The organism is Reichenbachiella sp. (assembly GCF_039941815.1).
GTDB lineage: Bacteria > Bacteroidota > Bacteroidia > Cytophagales > Cyclobacteriaceae > Reichenbachiella.
The window spans coordinates 218,453-240,947 of sequence record NZ_JBDVDW010000061.1; the positions used below are offsets into that span (position 1 = coordinate 218,453).

At 40.4% G+C, this 22,495-nt stretch carries 16 protein-coding genes; 8 read left to right on the forward strand and 8 right to left on the reverse strand.

Translation table 11 applies throughout. The features are described from left to right. Positions 1-83: 83 nt before the first annotated feature. Positions 84-449: a response regulator gene (locus ABJF11_RS14990; RefSeq protein ID WP_348120746.1), complete on the forward strand. Its 366-nt coding sequence runs from the start codon at positions 84-86 to the stop codon at positions 447-449. 12 nt (positions 450-461) lie between these two features. Here the strand turns inward: ABJF11_RS14990 and bglX are convergent, their stop codons facing one another. Together bglX and ABJF11_RS15000 are read right to left on the reverse strand one after the other, a co-directional pair. Beyond that, positions 462-2,714, reverse strand: coding sequence for a beta-glucosidase BglX (gene bglX / locus ABJF11_RS14995; protein WP_348120748.1), 2,253 nt, complete (start codon positions 2,712-2,714; stop codon positions 462-464). Positions 2,715-2,833: 119 nt separating this feature from the next. Continuing rightward, positions 2,834-3,526, reverse strand: a complete 693-nt coding sequence (locus tag ABJF11_RS15000) for a head GIN domain-containing protein (RefSeq protein WP_348120749.1) — start codon at positions 3,524-3,526, stop codon at positions 2,834-2,836. A gap of 124 nt (positions 3,527-3,650) precedes the next feature. Here ABJF11_RS15000 and ABJF11_RS15005 point away from each other — a divergent pair, with 124 nt between their 5' ends. Then, positions 3,651-4,391: a pseudouridine synthase gene (locus ABJF11_RS15005; RefSeq protein WP_348120750.1), complete on the forward strand. Its 741-nt coding sequence runs from the start codon at positions 3,651-3,653 to the stop codon at positions 4,389-4,391. On the opposite strand, the gene ABJF11_RS15010 is transcribed toward ABJF11_RS15005, so the two are convergent. Further along, the gene (locus ABJF11_RS15010; RefSeq protein WP_348120751.1) at positions 4,380-5,594 is read right to left on the reverse strand and encodes an NAD(P)/FAD-dependent oxidoreductase; all 1,215 of its coding nucleotides are present in this window, start codon (positions 5,592-5,594) and stop codon (positions 4,380-4,382) included. The two genes, ABJF11_RS15005 and ABJF11_RS15010, sit on opposite strands and share 12 nt — an antisense overlap. A gap of 96 nt (positions 5,595-5,690) precedes the next feature. Between ABJF11_RS15010 and ABJF11_RS15015 the strand changes: the two genes are divergently transcribed. The 6 genes from ABJF11_RS15015 (at position 5,691) to ABJF11_RS15040 (ending at position 14,723) form a co-directional block, all read left to right on the forward strand. After that, positions 5,691-7,286 carry an ATP-binding cassette domain-containing protein gene (locus ABJF11_RS15015; protein WP_348120753.1) on the forward strand — a complete coding sequence of 532 codons (1,596 nt, stop codon included), beginning with the start codon at positions 5,691-5,693 and terminating at the stop codon, positions 7,284-7,286. A 111-nt stretch (positions 7,287-7,397) separates the two neighbouring features. After that, complete coding sequence (locus tag ABJF11_RS15020) at positions 7,398-9,635, forward strand: DUF5916 domain-containing protein (RefSeq protein ID WP_348120755.1); 2,238 nt, start codon at positions 7,398-7,400, stop codon at positions 9,633-9,635. Between the two features lie 207 nt (positions 9,636-9,842). Next, on the forward strand, positions 9,843-11,819 hold the full coding sequence (locus ABJF11_RS15025; protein WP_348120756.1) for an OmpA family protein: 1,977 nt from the start codon (positions 9,843-9,845) through the stop codon (positions 11,817-11,819). A gap of 164 nt (positions 11,820-11,983) precedes the next feature. Further along, on the forward strand, positions 11,984-12,841 hold the full coding sequence (locus ABJF11_RS15030; protein ID WP_348120758.1) for a hypothetical protein: 858 nt from the start codon (positions 11,984-11,986) through the stop codon (positions 12,839-12,841). 129 nt (positions 12,842-12,970) lie between these two features. Next, positions 12,971-13,819, forward strand: coding sequence for a hypothetical protein (locus tag ABJF11_RS15035; protein ID WP_348120759.1), 849 nt, complete (start codon positions 12,971-12,973; stop codon positions 13,817-13,819). Between the two features lie 70 nt (positions 13,820-13,889). After that, the gene (locus ABJF11_RS15040; protein WP_348120761.1) at positions 13,890-14,723 is read left to right on the forward strand and encodes a hypothetical protein; all 834 of its coding nucleotides are present in this window, start codon (positions 13,890-13,892) and stop codon (positions 14,721-14,723) included. 5 nt (positions 14,724-14,728) lie between these two features. On the opposite strand, the gene ABJF11_RS15045 is transcribed toward ABJF11_RS15040, so the two are convergent. From ABJF11_RS15045 to ABJF11_RS15065, 5 genes are all read right to left on the reverse strand, one after another. Continuing rightward, positions 14,729-16,987 (reverse strand): tetratricopeptide repeat-containing sensor histidine kinase, encoded by a 2,259-nt coding sequence (locus tag ABJF11_RS15045; protein WP_348120763.1) that lies wholly within the window; start codon positions 16,985-16,987, stop codon positions 14,729-14,731. Positions 16,988-17,025: 38 nt separating this feature from the next. After that, positions 17,026-17,196: a hypothetical protein gene (locus tag ABJF11_RS15050; protein ID WP_348120765.1), complete on the reverse strand. Its 171-nt coding sequence runs from the start codon at positions 17,194-17,196 to the stop codon at positions 17,026-17,028. A 46-nt stretch (positions 17,197-17,242) separates the two neighbouring features. After that, positions 17,243-19,051 carry a tetratricopeptide repeat-containing sensor histidine kinase gene (locus ABJF11_RS15055; protein WP_348120767.1) on the reverse strand — a complete coding sequence of 603 codons (1,809 nt, stop codon included), beginning with the start codon at positions 19,049-19,051 and terminating at the stop codon, positions 17,243-17,245. A gap of 201 nt (positions 19,052-19,252) precedes the next feature. After that, the gene (locus ABJF11_RS15060; RefSeq protein WP_348120769.1) at positions 19,253-20,974 is read right to left on the reverse strand and encodes a DEAD/DEAH box helicase; all 1,722 of its coding nucleotides are present in this window, start codon (positions 20,972-20,974) and stop codon (positions 19,253-19,255) included. Positions 20,975-21,062: 88 nt separating this feature from the next. Beyond that, on the reverse strand, positions 21,063-22,202 hold the full coding sequence (locus ABJF11_RS15065) for a saccharopine dehydrogenase C-terminal domain-containing protein (protein ID WP_348120770.1): 1,140 nt from the start codon (positions 22,200-22,202) through the stop codon (positions 21,063-21,065). Between the last annotated feature and the right edge of the window lie 293 nt (positions 22,203-22,495).

Sequence of the window (22,495 nt, forward strand, 5' to 3'; positions counted from 1 at the left end):
TGATTCGAAATTTCGATTAGTAAAATAATTTAGTTAAGATTGAATCGCATAATTAATTAACACTAGAAGCACCCCCTTATTAAATGGAGAAATTTAGATGCGTCGCCATCGACGATGATTTGGTTTATCTCGAAATTTTCAAAAAGTTGGCAGAAAAAGTTGATTGCATTGATTTGGTAGGTACTTTCAGCAGTGCCATTGATGGAGCTGTTGGCGTATCAAAACTTAAGCCGCAAATATTATTTCTAGATATAGAGATGCCTTATCTGGATGGCTATGAAACCATCTCTACTTTAGAAGAAAAACCCAAAATCGTAATCGTCTCTTCTCATCTTGAATATGAAACTGATGAGCTCAAAATTGACGTGAAAAAATACGTGCGCAAGCCTTTTGAAGGACCTGAGCAACTAGAAACAATAGTAAAAGAAGTCATGCAGCTAGAAGACTAATCTCTTCAACACTTACTTTACCCTAAAATCTTTTTTCATTGTTGCCTGGGAATTGGATCCCACATAGACCGAGAATTCTCCTGGTTCTAAGATTAGCTCACCTTTGTTATTATAGAATTTTAATTGATCGGTGTGAATCGTAAACTCTATTACCTGACGTTGATCAGCCTCAAGATCTACTCGTTTAAACGCTTTTAGTTCTCTTACGGGACGAGTGATGCTGCCAAACTTGTCTTGAATATATAATTGCGCGGTTTCTACCCCCCGCACTTCTCCAGTATTAGCCACTTCGAATTTCACTTTGAGCTCCTCTCCGACAGATAAATTGTTATTGCTAATTGACAGACTAGAGTACGCAAAATTAGTATAGGACAATCCATATCCAAATGGGTAGAGTGGAGTAAAACCGTCGTCCAAATAATGCGAGTTGTTACCTAGCGAACTCTGCCATGCGGCAATTGGAATATCATTGATTCCGACAAAGGACGTAGAATCCGCGGGTCGGCCAGTATTTTTATGATTGTAATGGAGTGGTATTTGGCCTACAGATTTGGGCCATGTCACTGGCAATCTTCCGGAAGGATTACTGGCTCCAAAGAGTACATCGACAATCGCAGGGCCACCCATTGTGCCTGGATGCCAAGCCATAAGTACGGCATCTACGCTTGCACTGATATTTTCCAGAACGATCGGCCGTCCAGCCTGTATCACCAATACTACAGGTTTCCCTGTTTGCCTCTTTATAGCGTTGATAAGCTTTTCCTGAGCACCTGGCAAGTTGATGTGTGCCCTACTGTGTGCCTCACCTGACAGTATCGCTTCTTCTCCTCCAAAAAACAGTACGACGTCCGCCTTCTTAGCAGCAGCGATGGCTGTTGCAAATTTATCTTCAGATAGATCTCGACTGTGCGATAATGCAGTTGCTACATGCAAATTACCAATCCCGTTGGCTTGTCTTAATGCTGCCAGTGGGGTGAAGGAATCTTTCTTGTCTCCGTCGAATATCCAAGTGCCCAATTGGTCTAATGGTGCGTCTGCTAAGGGCCCAACTATAGCCAGTTTCTTACGCTTGTCAAGAGGTAGTAGCCCCTCGTTATTTCGAAGTAAGACTATACTTTGGACAGCAGCTTCCTTAGCTTTAGCCAGATGATCTTCAGTCAATATTGCTTTAGGATTATCCACTCGATAAGGCTGATCGAAAAGACCCATTCTAAATTTAACTCTTAGTATAGCCCGCACCATGCGATCAAGATGAGCCACGTCAATCTGTCCCTCTTTTAGCAGCTCTTCGAGATAATGGTCATACGATTGACTGGTCATCTCCATATCTACTCCCGCTATGGCGGCTTTCATTGCGGCCTCTTTTTCATTGGCACAATACCCATGGGCGATCATTTCAGTCACTGAATTCCAATCGCTTACTACAAATCCATCAAACCCCCACTCTTTACGTAGAATTTGATCAAGTATAAATTGGTCGCCTGATACTGGAACCCCATTGAGCTCATTGAAGCCCGACATAAAAGTCTGAGCTCCAGAAGACAATGCAGCTTGAAAGGGTGGCAGATAAACATTTCTTAATAAAGACTCATTAATAATTGCAGAGTTGTAATCACGGCCTCCTTCTGCGGCTCCGTAACCTACAAAATGCTTGGCACAAGCTACCATACTGCTGGGATCAGTAAGGTCAGGCCCTTGAAATCCTTCCACGTAGGCCGAAGAAAGCACGGATGCCAGATAAGGATCTTCTCCCGGAGATTCGGCAATGCGTCCCCATCTTGGATCTCTTGCTATGTCCAACATTGGCGCAAAGGTCCATCGGATTCCATAGGTACTGGCTTCAATGGCTGCCACACGAGAACCTTCCTTCACAAGGCTTGGATTCCAGGTAGCTGCCTGACCTAATGGAATGGGAAAGATTGTTTTGAAGCCATGAATCACATCTCTTGCGAAAATCAAAGGAATACCATTTGGGCTTTCTTCGACAGCTATTCGCTGGAGTTCATCTACGTACTCTTTGTTCATTACATTGATCAGCGAACCTATTCGTCCTTCTCTGACAGCCGTTATCAGCTCCTCTGAAAGGGGACCTTTCACTCTGCTTGATGTGCCTCGTTGAGCGGTCTGACCGATTTTCTCTGCCAGTGACATCTTGTTCATCAAGCTGTCAATTTTTGCTTCTATGGGGTCTTGATTCTCTGTGACGGTCTGGTCACAAGCAAAAAATATAATTGATAAGGAAATGATTACTAAGAGCTGTTTCATGTCTTTCTTTTTCACAAAAATCTATAAATCACCTCAGCATTAGCCATGACAAATCTATCATAAAAAAGGGGGTAATTCTTCCGAATTACCCCCTTTGGCGAATTTACTGTCAACTCATACTATCTTTTCTGAACTCTCCCACCAAGGTTCGTATCAGCCAGTACCTTATCCGGATCACCTTTATAGTATAACGATCCTCCTGTACCTGCATCAACCTCCAGCTTGTCTTTAACTGATACCCGACCAGAACCACCTGAGCTTACATCTGCTTTAATCGCTCCACATACCAAGTCATAACCATCCAGTTTGCCTGCCGAACTGGCATCCAAATCCATCGAAGCACATGTTCCTGATAATTCTAATGATCCGGCGCTGCTTACTTTTACTCTAAGATCTGTCACATCCAACTCGAGTTCAGCATTGCCAGCACTGCTGGCATTGAGCTCAAAATCAGTGGCTTTGATTACGGATTTCGAATAAATAGATGCTGCAGAATTTACAGATAGTTCATCAATACTCTTGTAGGTCAACCTGACGACAACCTCCCCGCGGTTATTCGTATTGTTAGTATTGTTTCTGGACCGTCTCTTTATATTCAACTCTGACCCTCTAACTTCAGTGATTACATCCTCTAGATCAATATCGTTCACTTCCACTATTGCTTCGTTAGTATTGCCTTGAGTGATGATCAATTCGATAGCAGTTCCAACTTCTATAGCAGAAAAATTGTCGAATTGACGAGTTTCAGTTTCTTGAGCAAATGCTCCGAATGTCAATGCCGTAAGCATTGAAAGTATCATTATCTTTTTCATAAGTTTATTTTTTGAGTTTCTCATTTATCCAAAGAGTCTACAAAAAATGAAGAGTTGCATCCTCTAATAAAAAACTTAAATAAGTTGCTCAATCAGAATCAAATTTCCCTCTACTTTTACTTTTATGTCAAACCCCAATTCTGATCCACAAATACATCAAGCAGCTAATCGGCTAGAAGTACTCTATGCGGATGAAGATTTTGTAGCGATCAACAAACCTCATGGTCTACTGGTACACCGCTCAAAAATAGCAGCTAACACCGACGAGTATGCAGTACAAAAGCTAAGAGATCAACTAGGCAAATATGTATACCCAGCACACAGACTGGATAGAAAAACTAGTGGAGTATTGTTATTTGCACTAAACAAACCTGCTCTGCGAGCGATCAGGGAGTCATTTGAAAAGGAAAGAATTCAGAAAAAATATTGGGCCATTCTTAGAGGACACACTGACAAGGAAGGGCTTATTGACTATGCACTGATCAATGACAAAGGCAAAAAACAAGAGGCTCAAACCCGATACCTTACTATGAACCGCACTGAAATAGATTTGCCTTTTGGGAAACATCAAAGTTCACGCTATTCCTGGGTAGAAGCCCGACCCACCACTGGTCGGATGCACCAGTTGAGAAAGCACTTTGCTCACATATTTCATCCGATCATCGGAGACCGTCCCCATGGATGTAATAAACAGAACAAACTTTTTCTTGAGAAATGGAATATGTCATCTATGATGCTGCATGCTGTGTCCATAGCTTTTGAACATCCGTTGACTCAGCTTCCAATTGAGATAAACGCGAGTCCAAGCAGTGAATTTGTAAGGATGATCAAAACGCTTGAGTTTGACACAAGTCTATTGCCCTAGTTTTCCGGCAACAAATCCCGTAGACCAGGCTGCTTGAAAATTAAATCCTCCTGTAATACCATCAATATCCAGCAGTTCTCCTGCGAAGAACAACCTCGGGGTTTTCCGACTTTCCATAGTGTTGAAATCCACCTCTGCTAAGTCTACACCACCACAAGTCACAAACTCCTCCTTAAAAGTAGTTTTGCCTTCTACCTTATATTCATCGTTTAGTAGGGCGTTGATCAATCTGTTCTTATCCTTCTTTCTAATCTCACTCCAAACGGTATTGACGTTCATCTCTAGTTTTGCAAGTAGGTAGTCCCACAGCCTGTTTGGTAGGTCGAACGGTTTGGCATTACTGATTTTTTTTCTAGCCTGTCCCTGGGCAAAATTTTCTAACTGTTCTCTGAGTACATCTTCATTATTGACACCAGTCCAGTTGACCTGCACTTTGAAATTATATTTCACCTCAGCCAGTTGACGAGCTCCCCAAGCTGACAGTTTGAGTACTGCCGGACCACTTAACCCCCAATGGGTAACTAGTAAAGGTCCTTCCTGCAGGAGTTTTGTGCCTTGAATTTTAACAACTGCATGTGGAACAGCTAAGCCCATCATAGCTTTAAGCTTATCTTCACCCGGAATATTGAATGTAAACAGCGAAGGAACCGGATCAACCACTTGGTGGCCTAAATCCCGAATCCAATTATAGCCTTCACTTTTAGGACTTCCTCCGGTTGATAATATTACATGAGTAAAACAGGCTGATTCGTCTTGACGGAAATGTAAATCAAACCCATCTTCATTTGCCTCTATTGATACCGGTCCACACTTCGTTTTCAAGTCTATTTCTAACCTGCTGACTTCATCTCTCAGGCAATCTACAATGGTCTGTGAGTCGTCAGTGATTGGAAACATCCTTAGGTCCGTCTCGACCTTCAATTCTACCCCCTTACTTTCAAACCACTCAATAGTATCATTTCTATTGAAGTGATTAAAAGTCTTCTTCAGTTGCTTCTGACCTCTGGGGTAATGTCTGAGGAAATCTGACAACGACTCGCAGCCATTTGTGACATTGCATCGCCCACCACCTGAGACCTTGACTTTGGACAATGTCTTGTCCGATTTCTCATACAGCGTTACAATGGCGCCTGGATGATGATTTTTACATGATATAGCGGCAAAAAAACCGGCAGCACCACCTCCTATTACAGCTACTTTCATATGATTGTCCTCTCTATTATAGGCGATCAATAATAAAACTATTTTTTCTTTTGGCAGACAAAATCAGTAACTTTGCGCCTTCAAAATTGAATAGATATGATATCGGTTAACAATATTTCATTACAATACGGCAAGCGAATTCTCTTCGACGAAGTAAACATCAAATTTACTCAAGGCAACTGCTACGGCGTAATCGGTGCAAATGGTGCTGGTAAATCTACGTTTCTAAAAATCCTATCAGGCGAAATATCTCCAAACTCTGGTCAGGTTGTACTCGATCCGGGAAAGAGAATGGCAGTTTTGAATCAAAATCACTTCGCATTCGACGAATCTACAGCAATTCATACGGTCATGCAGGGACATGCAGAACTCTGGTCTATCATGCAAGAAAAGGATGCGCTATATGCAAAGGCTGATTTCTCAGAAGCAGATGGTGTTAGAACTTCCGAATTAGAAGAAAAGTTTGCCGAAATGGACGGTTGGAATGCTGAATCTGATGCAGCAGCTCTCTTGAGCGGGTTGGGTATTGTAGAGGACGATCACTACCGATTGATGAAAGACCTGAATGGTAATCAAAAAGTAAGAGTCTTGCTGGCTCAAGCGCTTTTTGGAAATCCAGACGTACTTATTCTCGATGAGCCAACCAACGATCTGGATATCAATACTATTTCTTGGTTGGAGGATTTCCTACTTGATTTTAAGAATACAGTAATCGTAGTTTCTCATGATCGTCACTTTCTTGACACGGTATGTACGCATACTGCTGATATTGACTTTAGTGCGATTTCTATTTTTACCGGCAATTACAGTTTTTGGTATCAGTCCAGTCAATTGGCTTTGAGCCAAAGAACTTCGGCTAATAAGAAGGCCGAAGAGAAGAAAAAAGAACTACAAGAGTTTATTGCAAGGTTTAGTGCAAATGCGGCTAAGTCCAAACAGGCTACCTCCAGAAAAAAGCTTTTGGAGAAAATCAACGTGGAAGACATAAAGCCATCATCCAGAAAATATCCGGCCATTATTTTCAATCAAAACAGGCAGGCTGGTGATCAGATTTTGGAGGTCAAAGGATTATCCAAAACGATAGACAATAAGCCGCTATTTAGTAATCTTGACTTTTTTGTAAACAAGGGTGATAAAATCGTATTTATTGCAAAAGACAGTTTAGCTATTACCACTCTATTCAAAATACTAAATGAAGAATTGACGGCGGACAGCGGTGAATACAAGTTTGGCCAAACGATAACTAAGGCATATCTGCCAAATGAGAATGAGTCCTACTTCAAAGAAAAGCAGAATTTGATTGACTGGCTAAGGCAGTATTCAGAAGGTGATAAGGATGAAGTCTACATTAGAGGGTTTTTAGGTAAAATGCTGTTCTCTGGAGAGGAGACCTTCAAAATGTGTGATGTACTATCTGGAGGTGAGAAGGTAAGATGTATGGTTTCCAAGATGATGCTAGCTGGTGGAAATCTCCTCATTTTGGATGAGCCAACCAATCACCTGGATCTGGAGTCGATTACGGCATTCAACAATGCGCTAAAGGACTTCCCTGGCACAGTGCTCTTCACTTCTCATGACCATGAGTTTGTACAGACAGTGGCTAACCGGGTAATTGAATTGAAGCCTGATGGATATGTAGACAAACTCTGTACCTTTGATGAATACCTGAATAGTCAAGCAGTGTTGGCCTAGTCATCATTAAATAATCCAAGTTCTAACTGTAGATTGACCGCTTACCAGATTATTACAAGGATATGAGCTACATGGTTTTCCTTTGTGCCTGTTTCGTATAAATGTAAGACATTGACCAAAAGACTCATCATCACCACTCTGCTTGGATTCATTTGGATAGTAAGCCATGGACAAGGCTTGATTTATCAAATCAGGAGAACTCAGGAGAAAATTATTATCGATGGCGCTCTGAATGAATTGGGGTGGCAAAAGGCGGACATTGCAGACAACTTCAATCAATATTTCCCCAATGATAGTACGGCTGCTGATTCCCGGACTGAGGTAAGGCTACTCTATGACGACGAATTTATTTATTTCTCGGCGAAGATGTATAATTTGTCTGATCACAGAGACTATGTAACCCCATCACTAAGACGCGACTTCAGTGGCAACGCAATAGATGGTATCACTTTGCTCTTCGATACTTTTCAAGACAAAACCAATGCTTTTCAATTTGGTGTCAATTCTTATGGAGTGCAGAGAGAAGGGTTGATTGCCGGAGGGTTTGGAGGCACATCCTGGTCCTGGGACAATAAGTGGTATGCAGAGGCTGAGCAGTACGATGGCTATTGGATTGCTGAGGGAGCTATTCCATTCAAGTCCGTACGATTCAAGGAAGGCAAAGATCAATGGAATGTGAATTTCTACCGACTGGACAGTGAGGCGGGCGAAAGGTCGACCTGGCATCAGGTCCCACGCAACTATGACATCAAGTCTTTAGCTTTTATGGGCGTCTTGCAATGGGAAGAACCACTAGTAAAGCCCGGGTCTAATATTTCTTTGATTCCATATACCGCACTAGAAGTCAATAGAGATTTTGAAGAGGAAGATCAGTCTAAGGCGGCCTCAAGATTGAATATGGGTGGTGACGCCAAAATTGCTTTAGGCTCCGGATTGAACCTCGATCTTACCTTCAACCCAGACTTCTCGCAGGTCGAGGTAGATCAGCAAGTGACTAATCTCGATAGATTCGAGCTTTTCTTTCCTGAAAAGCGGCAGTTCTTTCTCGAGAACGCAGATCTCTTTGCCAATTTTGGCCATCCTTATTACGCAAAGACATTTTTTTCTCGAAGGATAGGCATAGTCAACGATACGATTAATGACCGACTGGTTCAAAACAAAATACATTATGGAGCGAGGCTCAGTGGGAAGTTGGACAATAATTGGCGTCTTGGTCTGCTAAATATGCAGACTGAAGCCATCGAAGATATCAATTTACCAGGATTCAACTACTCAATCGCAGCACTTCAGCGAAAGGTATTTGCCCGATCAAATATTGGCGCCATTTTTTCAAACAAGCAGAGTTTTGATAGTGACAATGACGACCCAGATTTCGACCCTAATCACTTCAATAGAGTTTTGGGTTTTGACTACAATCTGGCTTCAGCAGATAACAAATGGATTGGCAAGACAATGTATCAAAGGTCCTGGGATAGCAATGATGAAAATGGAGAGGAATATGCTCATGCTGCGTGGATTGCCTATCGATCTCGCAAATGGCAGGTTGAATGGGCACATACCTTGGTTGGAGAGAATTTCAATGCGGAAATGGGATTCGTTCCGCGAAACGGGCTGTTTCGAATTGAAAATATCCTGGCCAGAAATTTTTACCCTAGCAAGGGACCAATCAACATTCATCAAACGCAACTGGCCTTAGAAACGCTCTGGGGCGATACCGAAACCACAGGCGAAACGATAAAGTCTGATCAGTTGATGGCCATTGATGAAAACATGCAGTTTCAGAATACAGCCAAGCTCGATTTATCGTTCAAACGTCGATATACTTATCTGTTTGATTCGTTTGATCCAACCAATACTGAAGGGGTAGAACTGCCTACTGATAGTGACTACACCTACTATTTTCTCTGGATGAGATTCCAATCGGACCGTCGAAAGACACTATCCTATACATTGATCGGACAAGCCGGTGAATATTTCAATGGTCATCGATATAGATTTGGTGGTACTATCAGATATCGGCTGCAGCCTTTTGCTGCGTTTAACATAGACTTCAACTACAATAAGCTATCGTTGCCCGAGCCATATAACAGTGCTGATTTGGTACTCATCGGATCGAGGATAGATGTCACTATGACGAGAAAGCTGTTTTTAACTTCCTTTCTCCAATACAATACTCAAGCGGAAAATTTCAATATAAACACTCGTTTGCAATGGAGATTCAAGCCGGTATCTGATTTATTCATCGTCTACACAGACAATTATGCCACAATGGATGAAAACCAAGAATTCAGATTTACAGAAAAGAATCGAGCGCTGGTTATAAAATTTACCTATTGGCTCAACCTGTAAGTCCATGTTTTATGCGTTCAGTGTCACCATTTTATCTTATCCAAGATCGGATCAAAAGTTGATTATTAAGAGAAGTTCACGACTGGTTGTTAAGCAAATTTCCTAATTTGCATACTGCATTCTCCTAATTATCTCTCAACAAATTTATTATGCTTACATACTATCTCATAATTATATAGGTTTGTCTTCGATTGTATTCTCATCAATATGAAAAGGTTTTTTTTGATAATTGCGGTATTATACGCTATGCCGTCATTTGGCTTGCAGGTAAGTGATAAAAAGCTAAGTAAGAAAAAACTGATTGAGCAGGCCGACTATTACTTCTTCAAAGAAGATTTCTCACGTGCTCTCAGTCTGTATACTCAAATACTTGAAAACTATCCTAAAAATCATTATGTCCAATACCACGCTTTTGTAGCCTATCACCTGTCTACAGGCAGAGGCACGGACATGACGGCTCTCAAAGAATACGAAGCCAATGAAGGTATCACGGATAAATTTTACAATTACTGGCTTGGGCGCATTCACTACAGCAGATATGATTTTGATATAGCAGAAGAACATTTTCAGGCTTTTCTGGATATGGATATCTACAGAACTAATGAGATCAGAAAAGAATCTGAAAATCTTTTAAAACAAGCTCAAATCGCCAAGGAGTTTCACGCCAGGCCTAACGATTTTGAAATCGAGCCTATGGGAGAGCCTGTTAATTCTGCCTACTCTGATGTCTCTCCAGCGTTCTATTCTGATCATGAAGAATTATTATTTTTATCCTCCAGGCCATCTCAATATGACACCAGCCGTTATCAGGTTTTTCACAGCTACAAAACATCGGGCACTTTTAGTCAACCAAAAGCCATTGTCAACTTAGGTTCTTTTGAGGCAAGACATGCAAAAATCGAAGTAGTCAATAATGATGGTCGATTATTTATCTATAAAGATGAAAATGGCGGAAACCTGTATTATGCAGAACAGCAATCAACCGGATGGTCCTACCCCGTAGAATTTAATACGCAATTGAATGACGATCGACAAGAGTCGAATTTTTACATTAATGCCACCGAGGATTTGATCTATTTTTCAGCCCCGGCATCTAATAAAAAGCTAGAGTTGTACCAGTCGACCTACGATCCTACTACGGACGCATGGTCCACCGCCGTACCGGTTCCCAGATTGATAAACTCAAAATATAATGAAGACCATCCTTTCCTATCCTCTGATGGAAAGACATTATACTTTAGCTCGGACCGAGCAGAATCTATAGGGGGATATGATGTATTCAAATCAGAAATGGACCCTTCTACCGGGTCTTGGGGAGTTCCTACCAACCTTGGATTCCCAACAAATACGATAGACGACGAAATTGGATTCAAGCTGAATGAAGATAATATATCTGGATTTTTGAGCTCTAATCGATTACATGGCCAAGGTGATTTTGATATCTATTATTTTCATAAGCAAGGCAAAGTGCTGGCTACTGGCAAAGTTTATAATCAGGACACCAATGAATTGATGCCGCAAGCAAGCATCAATTTTCATCCTGTCAAATACCAAGATGAATCCTTCCATACCGTTGTTGACAATTTTGGAAGTTATGAAATTGAGATTTTCGAAGAGGAGGGCTTTGTCGTGGAGATATTTATGGATGAAACTAGATTGACTACTACACGGGTGACTTCGAATCATGAGGAGCATACAAAAGTATTCGAACAAAATTTTTACGTTTCTCTGCCAGATCAAATTGAGCAGAAGACCGATTTCGCTACGTTGTATCAGGGCAAGCATACAACAAAGCAGTCCTACGAAAAAATTGAAATGCTGGGCAGCAAATTTAGGTCTGGCGAGAAAGCTATTCTTAACAATATTTATTTTGACCTACATTCTGTCAATTTCAAGCAAGAATCATATGTTGCATTACAAAAGATCAGAGAAATAATGATTGAAAATCCCGACCTGGCCGTTGAGATTGGTGGACATACCTGCAATATTGGATCTCATGAAGTCAACATTGAAATTTCACTGGCAAGAGCGCAAAGCGTAAAGGACTACCTGACCGACCAAGGCATATCACCCAGAAGGCTCGCGACAAAAGGATATGGCGAAACTCAACCCATGGCATCCAATGACGACGAAGTCAACGGACGGGAACTCAACCGACGTATAGAAATCAGGGTTATTCAATAATTTGAGTCAAATTCTATAGGAAATTCTCTTACCTAACATCCGTTTAAACCCTTAATTTTCAGTCTTTTAAGTTCAATTCGATTGCTTTATTAGATTTTATTCCAAAGCTTTGTGACATAATGTTAAGATAGGTGACTCGCATCACGAATCAAACATTCAGCGCTATGAGAAATAAATTGATTACTATGTTGGCTCTTGGCTGGGCACTCTTTAATTCGCTGACCATCTATGGCCAGACGGAAAACTATAAAAAAGGACTCGCCGCGATTCAGGCAAATCGCTATCACGAAGCCATGATCTGCTTCACCAAAGTAGTGACAGATGAAAAGTTTGAAATAACAGGCAAAGATCTTTCAATGGGTTATGCTTATTTAGCTGTGATCCGTACGGCATATTTGGAGAAGGGATTACAGGGAGGTGATTTTGCAAGTATTACTTTAAACCAAGGCCAAATCCAACAGGCGTTAAGCGAAATGACTCGCGCAGTAAAATTTCAGGACAACGCTTCCAAATCATTGTTGAAAAATGCTCGCCCTACGCTGGAAGAAATTAGCTTAAAAGCACTCTACGTTGTGGGTGACTCATTACTTGAATTTAATGAAAATCAACCCAATGAATCTTCTTCTTACTTGGCGGATATTGCTGTCAAGCTTTTTAGCGACCTCGACCAGTTGATATCGGATAATTGGAAATTTTATGACACAATGGGCTTAGCCTACTATCACTTAGGAGACAAAGAAAACGCCATGGGATCATTCCAAAAGGCCAGAGAAGCATTTGCCAAATTAGAAGAGCAGCCTGTCAGTCAGCTGCACTTACGCAACTATATTTTAAGTGGCAATTACTTCTTTAAGGAAAAAAACAATATGAAGGTGGCTTACCAAATATCTAATGAAGGAAGCTCATACACTTCTGCTTTGATCAATCAACTTGACGACAGTCAAATGAGTGATATATTGAAGCTTAATAAAATTGAAAATCGATTTCGTCAATACATGACACGTATAGAAGAGGCCGAATAACAAGGCACGTCCTACCTCCGGATAGCAATAGTAGTATAGTTCAGCACTTGATTATTATGATGTTTAGAGATCATAATAATCGACCATGACCGTCCTTACCGCTATTTTTTCACTTAAATCCGGAATGACATGTTCACAACTATCAAACTCTACACATTTTTAGCACTAATGCTCTGTTCAATCACAGCTTTCTGTCAGGCAACTAATTACAGCCAGGGGCTAAACGCATATCAAGACAAGCGATACAACGACGCTATAGAATTTTTGACCGATGCGGTCAATAATGACAAATATGAAATCTCAGGGAAAGAACTATCGACAGCTTACACCTACCTGGCCGTTTTACAGGTCGCTCAACTAAGAGAAAATCTTGACAGATATAGTATCGAACAAATTCGAGAAAATTCAGGAAAGTTCAAGACTGCCATTGCCATGATGCGAAAAGGTATTGAATTTGAAAATAAAAAGCTCGGTTTGAAAACAGCCCAACGAATACTAATATTTGCTTCCATGAAGTCTGCCTCTATCTTATTGGACAGTATTGTCAAAATCGACCCCCAAACTGACGGTGAGCACTTAGTAGAAATGGTGCAATTCATGACTCAAGAGTTTGCCGATCTAGAGAAGATTTCCAGCAACAATTGGGAGCTACTTGATATGTTTGGCAAAGCATACTATTATATGGGTGACAAAGAAAAAGCGCTGAGTAAGTTCAAGACATCAAGGGAGATTTTTTCTACTTTAAAGATAAAACCTTTGAGTAAGTTGCATTTGGAGAACTACGAATTGAGCTGCAGGTATCTTTATGAACAAAAAAATAATCCTGAATCGCTTTCATTGATGCTCACAGAGGGCATAATTTACGCAAGAAAACTGGTCGCTGATCAAAATGATGAACAAATGAGTGAATTTTTGGCACTATCCAGAAGGGAAAACCGGCTTAATCAGCTCAAAGCCAAACTATCCAATGGAAAGTAAACCGAAATGTACTTTTTCCGTTTTTCATGATAACCTTTGAAAAATAAAAATACAATCGTCTCAACTAATAATGAAAATTGCAAATAAAATAGGCCTAATCGCCTCCCTACTAACTCTATCCCTGCCTTCCCTGACTTTAGCACAGGACAATCACTTCGAAAACGGAATGGCTGCTTATGAAAAGAAGGACTACGAGACGGCGTTGGTTAGTTTTTCTGCTGCTCTCGAGGATAAGTATCTCATGAAAGGTAGAGATGTCCCTCGTGCCTACAATTTCAGGGCAAAATCTGTCGCCGAATATTTCGACCTTATGCTGAAAGATAACAATTCAGATTTTATCTCCGAAAATCCAAATATTCTGGTCAACGCATTTGAAGATCTGGACCAGGCGATCCGATTTGATGACGGCAGGTGCAACGCAATCATAGCAGACACTAAAAGTCAGCTGCTGGACGTTACATTTCAATTTGGCAAAACCATCGCTGATTCGCTTCGAGTAGACCGCGGATCTAATGACCCAAGAACGGATAGCTTAATTGTACTTGTCATTGACGAGCTACAAATACTCAAAAAACTCAGTGGGGAGTCCTATGAAATCAATGACCTATTGGGCTTGCTACAGTACAAAGAGGGCAACATTGAAGAAGCCATCAATTCATTTACCGAATCGGAACGCATCTATCAGGCTACACCTCCCCTCACTGCTGATTACAATCACGTATACAACTATTATTATAGTGCCTTGATTAATTATTTGGAATTGCATGAATTTGACAATGCACTGGAAGATGTAAAAAAGGCTAGAAAATTTATCTCTCAGTATTTTGATGGGAATGAAGAGGCAAAGGCTTTTGATGCTAAATTAGAGGCCTTAGAATTTCAGGTGAAGCTGTTGAAAAATTGATTGTTTTAAATCAATTCCTTTTCCTTTTCATCTGCGGTTTTAAACTTGACAACAAAGCTGGTTCCCTTACCTAGCTCGCTCTCGCAGCTGATTTCGGCATCCATGGCATCAATGAACTTCTTGACAATGGATAGGCCGAGTCCAGTAGATTGCTCGTTGTCTGTAGGTTTGGCGCTGAGCTTCTGAAACTTGGTGAATAGACGTTTTTGATCTTCTTCACTTATCCCAGGTCCTTCGTCTCTGATGATCATGGTTTCATTACCTTCTTCCTGAAAAATACTGAGGAAGATATTCTTACCTGATTCAGAAAATTTGATTGCATTAGATAGAAGGTTTTCTATGACCTGTAAAAGGTAATTATAGTCTGCAAAAATGAAATGCTCCTTAGTGGTCAGATTACTATGAATATTAATAGACTTTTTGCTGGCAAGCAACTCGAAATTACCGGCAACAAAATTCATGGTCTCGCCCAAATCGACTTTTTTCAGGTTTAGGTTTACCTTCATATCTTCAACCACACTGACATCCAATACACGATCAATCATGTCTCTCATACGCTCCATAGTATCATCTACCAGGTGGAAATAGTGACTTTGCTCTGGAGACAAGTCTGCATTTTCCATTTTTACCAGCGCCATCAACCCTTTAATATTGTTCAGAGGACTACGTAGATCATGAGCTACCACTCCCATCAAGGTATTCTTTTCTTCATTAAGTGCGGTTAATTTTTTGTTGTGATTTTGCACCAGATAATAGGATCTACCAAGTGTAGCTGCTAATAGGGTCGTCAGCACTAAAACGACCAATATACTATTCTGATTGGCTTCTTTCTGCCTTAACTCCTCGTTCAGCTTCATTTCATCTGCCATTTTCTTGTATTCAAGTGACTCGATTTCTCTTTTGAAATCATATTCAGCAGTCATTCTGGCTATCCTTTCGGTAGATTCTGCATCAAACAGTGAATCTTTCAAATTGCTATAAAGCAACTGATACTTAAGTGCGTTCTTAAAATCTCTGATCCTGTTATAGTATTTGAATAATTCTTTGGCTGTTTCTTTTTTCTCTAAGCTGTAATTGCCTTTATCAGCAATTTCAAGCGATCTAATCAAGTATTTTTTTGCTAAACTATTCCTCCCTTGCCTCGCAGCCAGTAGTGCCATATTTCTATAAATACTAGTCTGGTTACCACGCATTTCGCATTTATCTGACCATCTGAGTGCCTCAGAAAGATAATAGTTGGCGGAGTCAAATGCCCCTTGCCAAGTCATGATTTCACCGAGTCCTTCACAAGAATAGGCGAGATCACAATTTTCCTTTTCGGACTGCTGAAGTGAATGTGCCCTTCTCAGGGATTGGAGTGCCTTGAGTGTGTCTCCCTCTTCGATATGTAGAATAGACAGATTGTTTAAAAGTAAGGCTTCATCCTGCAGATTGCCACTAATTTTGACCGTCTCCAAACCTCTTGCGTAATACTCTCTGGCTTCATCCATCTTACCAAGCTCGTTGTAAATCGTACCGAGATTATTGGCTAAAATTAGTTTACCTTCCTGATCATCGATTTGATCTACAATGCCATAGGCCTTCAAATAATAGGTAAGTGCCTGAGCATATAGGCCTATTTCATCATATGCGACAGCAAGGCTATTCAAGCTAATCCATGCACTATCTATCGAAGAATATTTGTCAAAATAATTGTTAGCAATTTCCAGATGGTTGATAGCTGCTGGGTTATTGCCTCGATTACTCTCTAAGTCTCCGAGATAAAGATTGTAAAGGGCCACTCCTGATAAATCGTCTATAGCCTTAGAAATGCGTATTGCATTGTTGTATTGCACAGCGGACGAATCAAATTGACGCTGATTCTCATACCAAAAAGCCAAGTATGAAAAGCTTTTTGCCAATGCCTTCTGAAGATCAAGTGATTCAAATAATTCTATAGATTTGTCAAGGTTATAACGGGATGAATCATATTTTTCTAAATATGCCTGCCATCGTCCCATTAGTTGATGTGCACATGCTTTTTTTAGTTCGTCATCAAGTTGTACTGCGATTTTATGGGAATTCGAGGCATATTCAAGTCCTTTTGCAGCATCGCTTTCCTCAATTATTGACAGCCTTATCCATATAGAATATCTATCCTCGGCGACATCAGTAGTCTCAAGAATAGACAGTAGGCTATCTGTCTCAGGCTGTCCATAAGCCTGGGCGCTATTCAGCATCCACATCAATGCGAGTACACAAATTAACCTTATCCCGTTTATCATTTACACAAATTGTTTTGGCAAGCGAAAAGTTCTTTTTACTACTTGTCTTTCTTCTTGCCTCTACTTTTTGTCCAATCCATCACTTCCTCATCAAAATCTTCAGCGACGTTTCGATCTAGCCCACCTATTTTTGTAGGGTCTACATTCGTTATTTCATTGTCATCCAGATTTTCCAATGGATTTTCGAGTTTTTCTACTTTTTTGCTCATAATATTTGATTTGTTCAAAAAACGCTCATTTTATGTAGTAAGTATCTTATATACCAAGATACTCCTTTTTCATATTTTCAATGATGGGAAGTAAAATAACAAATTTAGTCCCTTTATTGGGTTCGCTTACCAGACTAACTTCTCCTTCTAATTTTTCAACAGCTGATTTCAAAATAAACATGCCCAGACCAGAACCTTGTACGTCATCATTCGCACGGTAAAACATTTCGAACACCTTGCTATGATATTTTTCATCGATTCCAATGCCATTATCTTCTACAATCACACACATGTAGTCCTCGGCCGTTTGCTTAATATGTACTTTGACAAAAGGGTCATCGATGTCTTGGCGAGAATACTTGATACTATTCTCAATCAAATTCTGAATAATGGTATTCATCAAACTGCGATCCGACAAGATTTTCATATCCCTATCCAGTTCAATCTCAAAATTTATCTTATCAAATCCAGGCAAATAGCTAAATGACTCAATACAGTCTCTAACCATCTCATCGAAGTCAATGATGGTCTTTGACATCTGCCAATCTTTCACTTTGGATAACTCCAGCAGGTCGATTATGGTTTGATTTATTCTGGTAATTCTGTGATGATAAAGATCGAAATATTGAAGTGCATTCGGATCAGAGATTTCAGATTTAACCACATCATATAATCCCATCAGAGAAGAAATAGGTCCGCGAAGGTCATGAGAAACTCTAGATGAAAATTTATCTAGTTCTTCGTTCTTTTTTTCAATGATCAAGTTATTCTCTCTTTGGTTTCTGGCTTCTGACTCAAGAGATTCCATTTTCCACATCGATTCGAGGCTCTTGATTTTACTGGTTGTCTCAGAGTTGATCACACGCTCTTTATAGTCGTGATATTTGATATGATATACCAATGCCTGAGATTCTTCACCTTCGAGCATTGCCATGTTGAATAATTGATAGTAGGCTTTAAATATGATTTGATGATTATCAATGGCCTCAGCTACTTTGATGGCAAGGTTAAAATATTTCTTAGCCTCCTTCCGCTCATTTTTTTCCAGGCATATTTGGCCAAGTTTGGTCAAACTCATGCCACATCCCATCTTCTCGCCTACTTCCTGATGCACTTTAAGGCTCTTTTCGAAGTATTTCTTGGATTCATCTAGCTCCTTGAGATGTAAATGTATTTTACCTTTTCCATACCAAGCAAAAGCAAGCCCTCTTTTGTCGCCAGTCTCCTTTTTGAGGCTGATACTTGTATTTATGGATTCAAGAGCGTTTTTATAGTCCCCTCTTTTTAAGTACAACCCTGAAAGCGGATTACAAGCATTTGATTCTCCGTTCTTGTCATTGTTTAGGTGGCTTAATTCCCGACATTTTTCATAAGTCTCTAGCGCCTTATCAAGTTCATTAAATGCTTCATAGATGAAACCAATTGCCTTGAGTGATTTAGACTGCCCTACAAAGTCTTTTATTTCTTCCTGGATACGCAAGCACTCATATAAGCGCTCAAGTCCTTCATGATATTTTGTGGATTTGTATTCGGTACTCCCGATAGTATACAAAGCCTCTGCGACACCTTTTTTGTTACCTTGCGCCCTAAAAGCAGTCAAGGCCTGTTCTGAATATTCGATAGCCGATTCGTGATCTCCCATGATCATGTAGAATAGGCCCAATTGAGATGAGCATTTGGCAAGCCCCTCTTCATATCCAAGTGCCTCACATTTTGCCTGTGCTTGCATTGTTAAATCGAGAGCATCTTTCACACTGCTTACACGCGAATCCATCGCATATTGCAGCATAGAATCTATGCTTTGAATCTGAGCCTCATTGATGAGGGACGGCTCTTTTTGAATTTTGGGTTGCATTATTTTAGTTTTTCGAAGGCAGTCTTCGCCAAGTTCTAATAAAATAATACAGACGGAGTCTAAATATACGCGTTTATCCCCATCCTTTCAAGTAGAATTCAAATTATATATTGAAATACTTCAAATCAATACTCCAATTATTCAATTCAATTTGAATTAAACCGTTGTATGCAACAAGATAATGCAATTTTCGGGAATAAATTATCGTCTTCGGCGACCGCCGCCTCCACCAGAGCCACCGCCTGGTCTCGAGCCTTTTGAATTTCTGCGTTTTCTATCCTGGTATCCACGCTGTTTTGTATACGCCGTTTTAGGAGGAGAATCATCCTTATTAACTCTGATCTCTCTTCCCTCGAACTCGTAGCCTTTAAACTTGCTAATCACCTTGGTCGAGGCTTCCTTCTCGACTTCGATATAAGTTCTTTTCTGCTGGATTTCAATCTTTCCGATCTGAGATTTATTGGCTCCTGAGATATCGCAAATCATGTGAAGCATTTCGGCATTAGAAATATCATCGATCTTACCAAGATTGATATAAAGTCGGTCATGTTTGCTTGATGATCCGGATCCACTTCTACCTTCCCTTGATGACTTGCTATTTTCAGTTTGATTAAGGTCTCCTGAGTTTGAAATGCTTACTTTTGAAAGTTCCAGTGCCAATAGTTTATCGACTAAATCTTCCTTGGATAAATCAGCAAACATGCTTTGTGCTTGTTCTTGAAGATCCTGAGGTAAGTCCGTTTTGATTTCGTAGTCTGCAATTAGCTTAAGCGAATTGTCCATGCGAGAGGATCTAACTTCATCTGCAGTTGGAATTAATTCTTTCTCAAACTTAATTTTAAGTCGTTTTTCAATTTCCCCAACTCTACGCACCTCTCCTTTGCTCACCAGTGCAATCGATATTCCTTTTTTACCCGCTCTGGCTGTTCTACCACTTCTATGAGTATAGAATTCCAGTTCGTCTGGGAGTCGATGATGGATTACATGCGTGACGTCATTGACGTCTATTCCTCTGGCAGCTACGTCTGTGGCAACCAACATAGTCAAGGTTCGATCTTTGAATTTCTTCATCACCGAATCTCTCTGTTTCTGAGTAAGATCACCGTGCAAAGCTTCTGCTCGGTACCCTGCACGTCCAATATCATCTGCCAAGTTTTGTGTATCGATCTTGGTTCTGCAAAACACAATACCATAAAAACTCGGATTTACATCAAGTACTCTTTTAATGGCTTCCAGTTTATCACTAACTCGAACTACCAGGTATTGATGAGAAATATTTTTATTCACTTCTACACCACTTTTCACTGACACCTCTTTCGGGTTATTCATGTAAGTGTTGACGATGTTTTTGATGGCCGAGGGCATGGTGGCCGAAAACAACCAAGTGGTCTTGTCTTCCGGAGATTTTTCAAGAATTTTGTTTAATTCTTCCTTGAAGCCCATATTAAGCATTTCATCGGCTTCGTCAAGTACCACATAGTCCAACTCACTCATGCTGATCACTTTTCGCTGGATCAGGTCTACCAGTCTCCCAGGAGTAGCCACCACTATTTGTGGTTTGGCCTTAAGTGCTTTTATTTGATTGATTATTGCAGCTCCACCGAAAACGACTTCTACTTTCAGTTTAGGCTTGTTTTTAGCGAAGCTCTTCAATCCTTCAGCGATCTGCTGAGCTAGTTCTCTGGTAGGTGCTAAAACAATCGCCTGGCACTTGCTTGAATTCTCGTCTACAACTTGTAGCAATGGCAGACCAAAGGCTGCAGTTTTTCCAGTTCCTGTTTGAGCCAATCCAATAAAATCCTGCATGGTGTCAAGTAGTATTGGAATGGCCTCTTGCTGAATCTGAGTGGGAGTAACAATGCCTAAATCGCTAAGAGCATCGACCAAACGTGGTTCAAGCCCGAGTTCTGAAAAAGTATTCAATCTTAAAATGGTATGATAAGCTGCAAAGTTAGGCAATTAATAGCCCCACCCTATTAATTGCCTATAAGATTCTTTTTGAGAATTTAAATTAACCCAGAATAGTCTCTTTACGGTAAGCTACTCCACGTGCCGCCAAGTAATGTAGAATATAATCAAAACAGCCTTCGTGGTTGCTCACATGTTCTGGTGGAAAGACACCATTGGCTTTGAACATGCCTTCTAAAATGAGATTTGCAGTGCCTGTGGCTGTATATCCAGTAGTGCGTGCCATAGATGAGGTCTGTGTGGTCTCATCATAGGCGTCGTGAAGGTGGTAAATGATTGTTTCCTTATCTCCAGAGTCATTTTTACCTGAGACTGTGATGCGCATCACAGTGATCTCCTCCTCTGTTTCACCTAACTTCCACTCATTGAATAGCACTTTGCAGGTGAAATCAAGCGGGCTTATAGCCGCACCGTTTATCTCAAGTTTTTCTGTTTCAAAAAAGCCACTTGATTTTAGAACCTGAATGTATTCAACATGTCCTGGATATCTTAAGGTCTTTTCTATCATATTTGGAATATGACCCATGGTAAATAATAACGAACGAAGCCCATCGGAATTAAATGATTCCAAGGTTCCTACTCCTTCAAATTCTTCTTGAGCGACATCAGATAATGCTGGCTTAATTAGGATATGTCCATTTTCAACATATCGCGCGGGCCTGGTATACTCTTCTATCACATCAATAGGTGAAAAAGGTGCTTTATAAGCGAATGGCCATTTCTTTACTTTTGGGAGACCTCCTACTAAACATTCGAATTGCTCGATTTCCATGCTTTCGTTATGATATCCAAGCACCAGATTGCTCATACCGGGCGCTACGCCACAATCTACGATGGCTGTCACCTTCATGGCTTGGGCTAGCTCTCTGAGATCCAGCGCATCTTCCGGGAAAAAAGAGATGTCAACTACATCTTTTCTGGATTCTATTATCCACTTCAAAGTTTGATAACCTAAAAAACCTGGGACAGCGCACACCACTAAATCAAAAGGACTTAGTATGTTTTTTAGTTCTGATTCGATGGTAACATCGAGCTGAACAACTTCAATTTTGGGGACTTTTATTTTAAGATTGTCTAGTGCTGTTTTGCTAAAATCCGCAACGGTGACTTGATGTTTTTTGGCAAGATCGATGGCCATGGCACTTCCGACCATGCCACCACCGAGAACGATAATTTTTTTCATTTTAGAATGATTTTGTTGATAAAAGAGTTGACATGTACCTATTCTATTTGGAACACGTAATTGATCAATTGCTTTAGTATTGATCTACAGATTCTCCGAGTAAGTGAGTATCGAGTAAATCGATAAACATTAGATATGAATAGCTACAATCCTGGTATGAGGACCCAGGGCATTTGATTCGAAGACGGTATGGATATGTGAATTCTCAAGCTATTTATCTTTCAGCTAAACTAATTATAATTCTGCAAACTGTAGCCAGTCATTGTGGACCTGCCCAAGCTCTGAGATTTGGC

Coding starts and splice junctions, on each gene's coding strand:
- ABJF11_RS14990 (WP_348120746.1), top strand. CDS start 84: ATGGAGAAATTTAGATGCGTCGCCATCGACGATGATTTGGTTTATCTC.
- bglX (WP_348120748.1), bottom strand. CDS start 2,714: ATGAAACAGCTCTTAGTAATCATTTCCTTATCAATTATATTTTTTGCT.
- ABJF11_RS15000 (WP_348120749.1), bottom strand. CDS start 3,526: ATGAAAAAGATAATGATACTTTCAATGCTTACGGCATTGACATTCGGA.
- ABJF11_RS15005 (WP_348120750.1), top strand. CDS start 3,651: ATGTCAAACCCCAATTCTGATCCACAAATACATCAAGCAGCTAATCGG.
- ABJF11_RS15010 (WP_348120751.1), bottom strand. CDS start 5,594: ATGAAAGTAGCTGTAATAGGAGGTGGTGCTGCCGGTTTTTTTGCCGCT.
- ABJF11_RS15015 (WP_348120753.1), top strand. CDS start 5,691: ATGATATCGGTTAACAATATTTCATTACAATACGGCAAGCGAATTCTC.
- ABJF11_RS15025 (WP_348120756.1), top strand. CDS start 9,843: ATGAAAAGGTTTTTTTTGATAATTGCGGTATTATACGCTATGCCGTCA.
- ABJF11_RS15030 (WP_348120758.1), top strand. CDS start 11,984: ATGAGAAATAAATTGATTACTATGTTGGCTCTTGGCTGGGCACTCTTT.
- ABJF11_RS15035 (WP_348120759.1), top strand. CDS start 12,971: ATGTTCACAACTATCAAACTCTACACATTTTTAGCACTAATGCTCTGT.
- ABJF11_RS15040 (WP_348120761.1), top strand. CDS start 13,890: ATGAAAATTGCAAATAAAATAGGCCTAATCGCCTCCCTACTAACTCTA.
- ABJF11_RS15045 (WP_348120763.1), bottom strand. CDS start 16,987: ATGATAAACGGGATAAGGTTAATTTGTGTACTCGCATTGATGTGGATG.
- ABJF11_RS15050 (WP_348120765.1), bottom strand. CDS start 17,196: ATGAGCAAAAAAGTAGAAAAACTCGAAAATCCATTGGAAAATCTGGAT.
- ABJF11_RS15055 (WP_348120767.1), bottom strand. CDS start 19,051: ATGCAACCCAAAATTCAAAAAGAGCCGTCCCTCATCAATGAGGCTCAG.
- ABJF11_RS15065 (WP_348120770.1), bottom strand. CDS start 22,202: ATGAAAAAAATTATCGTTCTCGGTGGTGGCATGGTCGGAAGTGCCATG.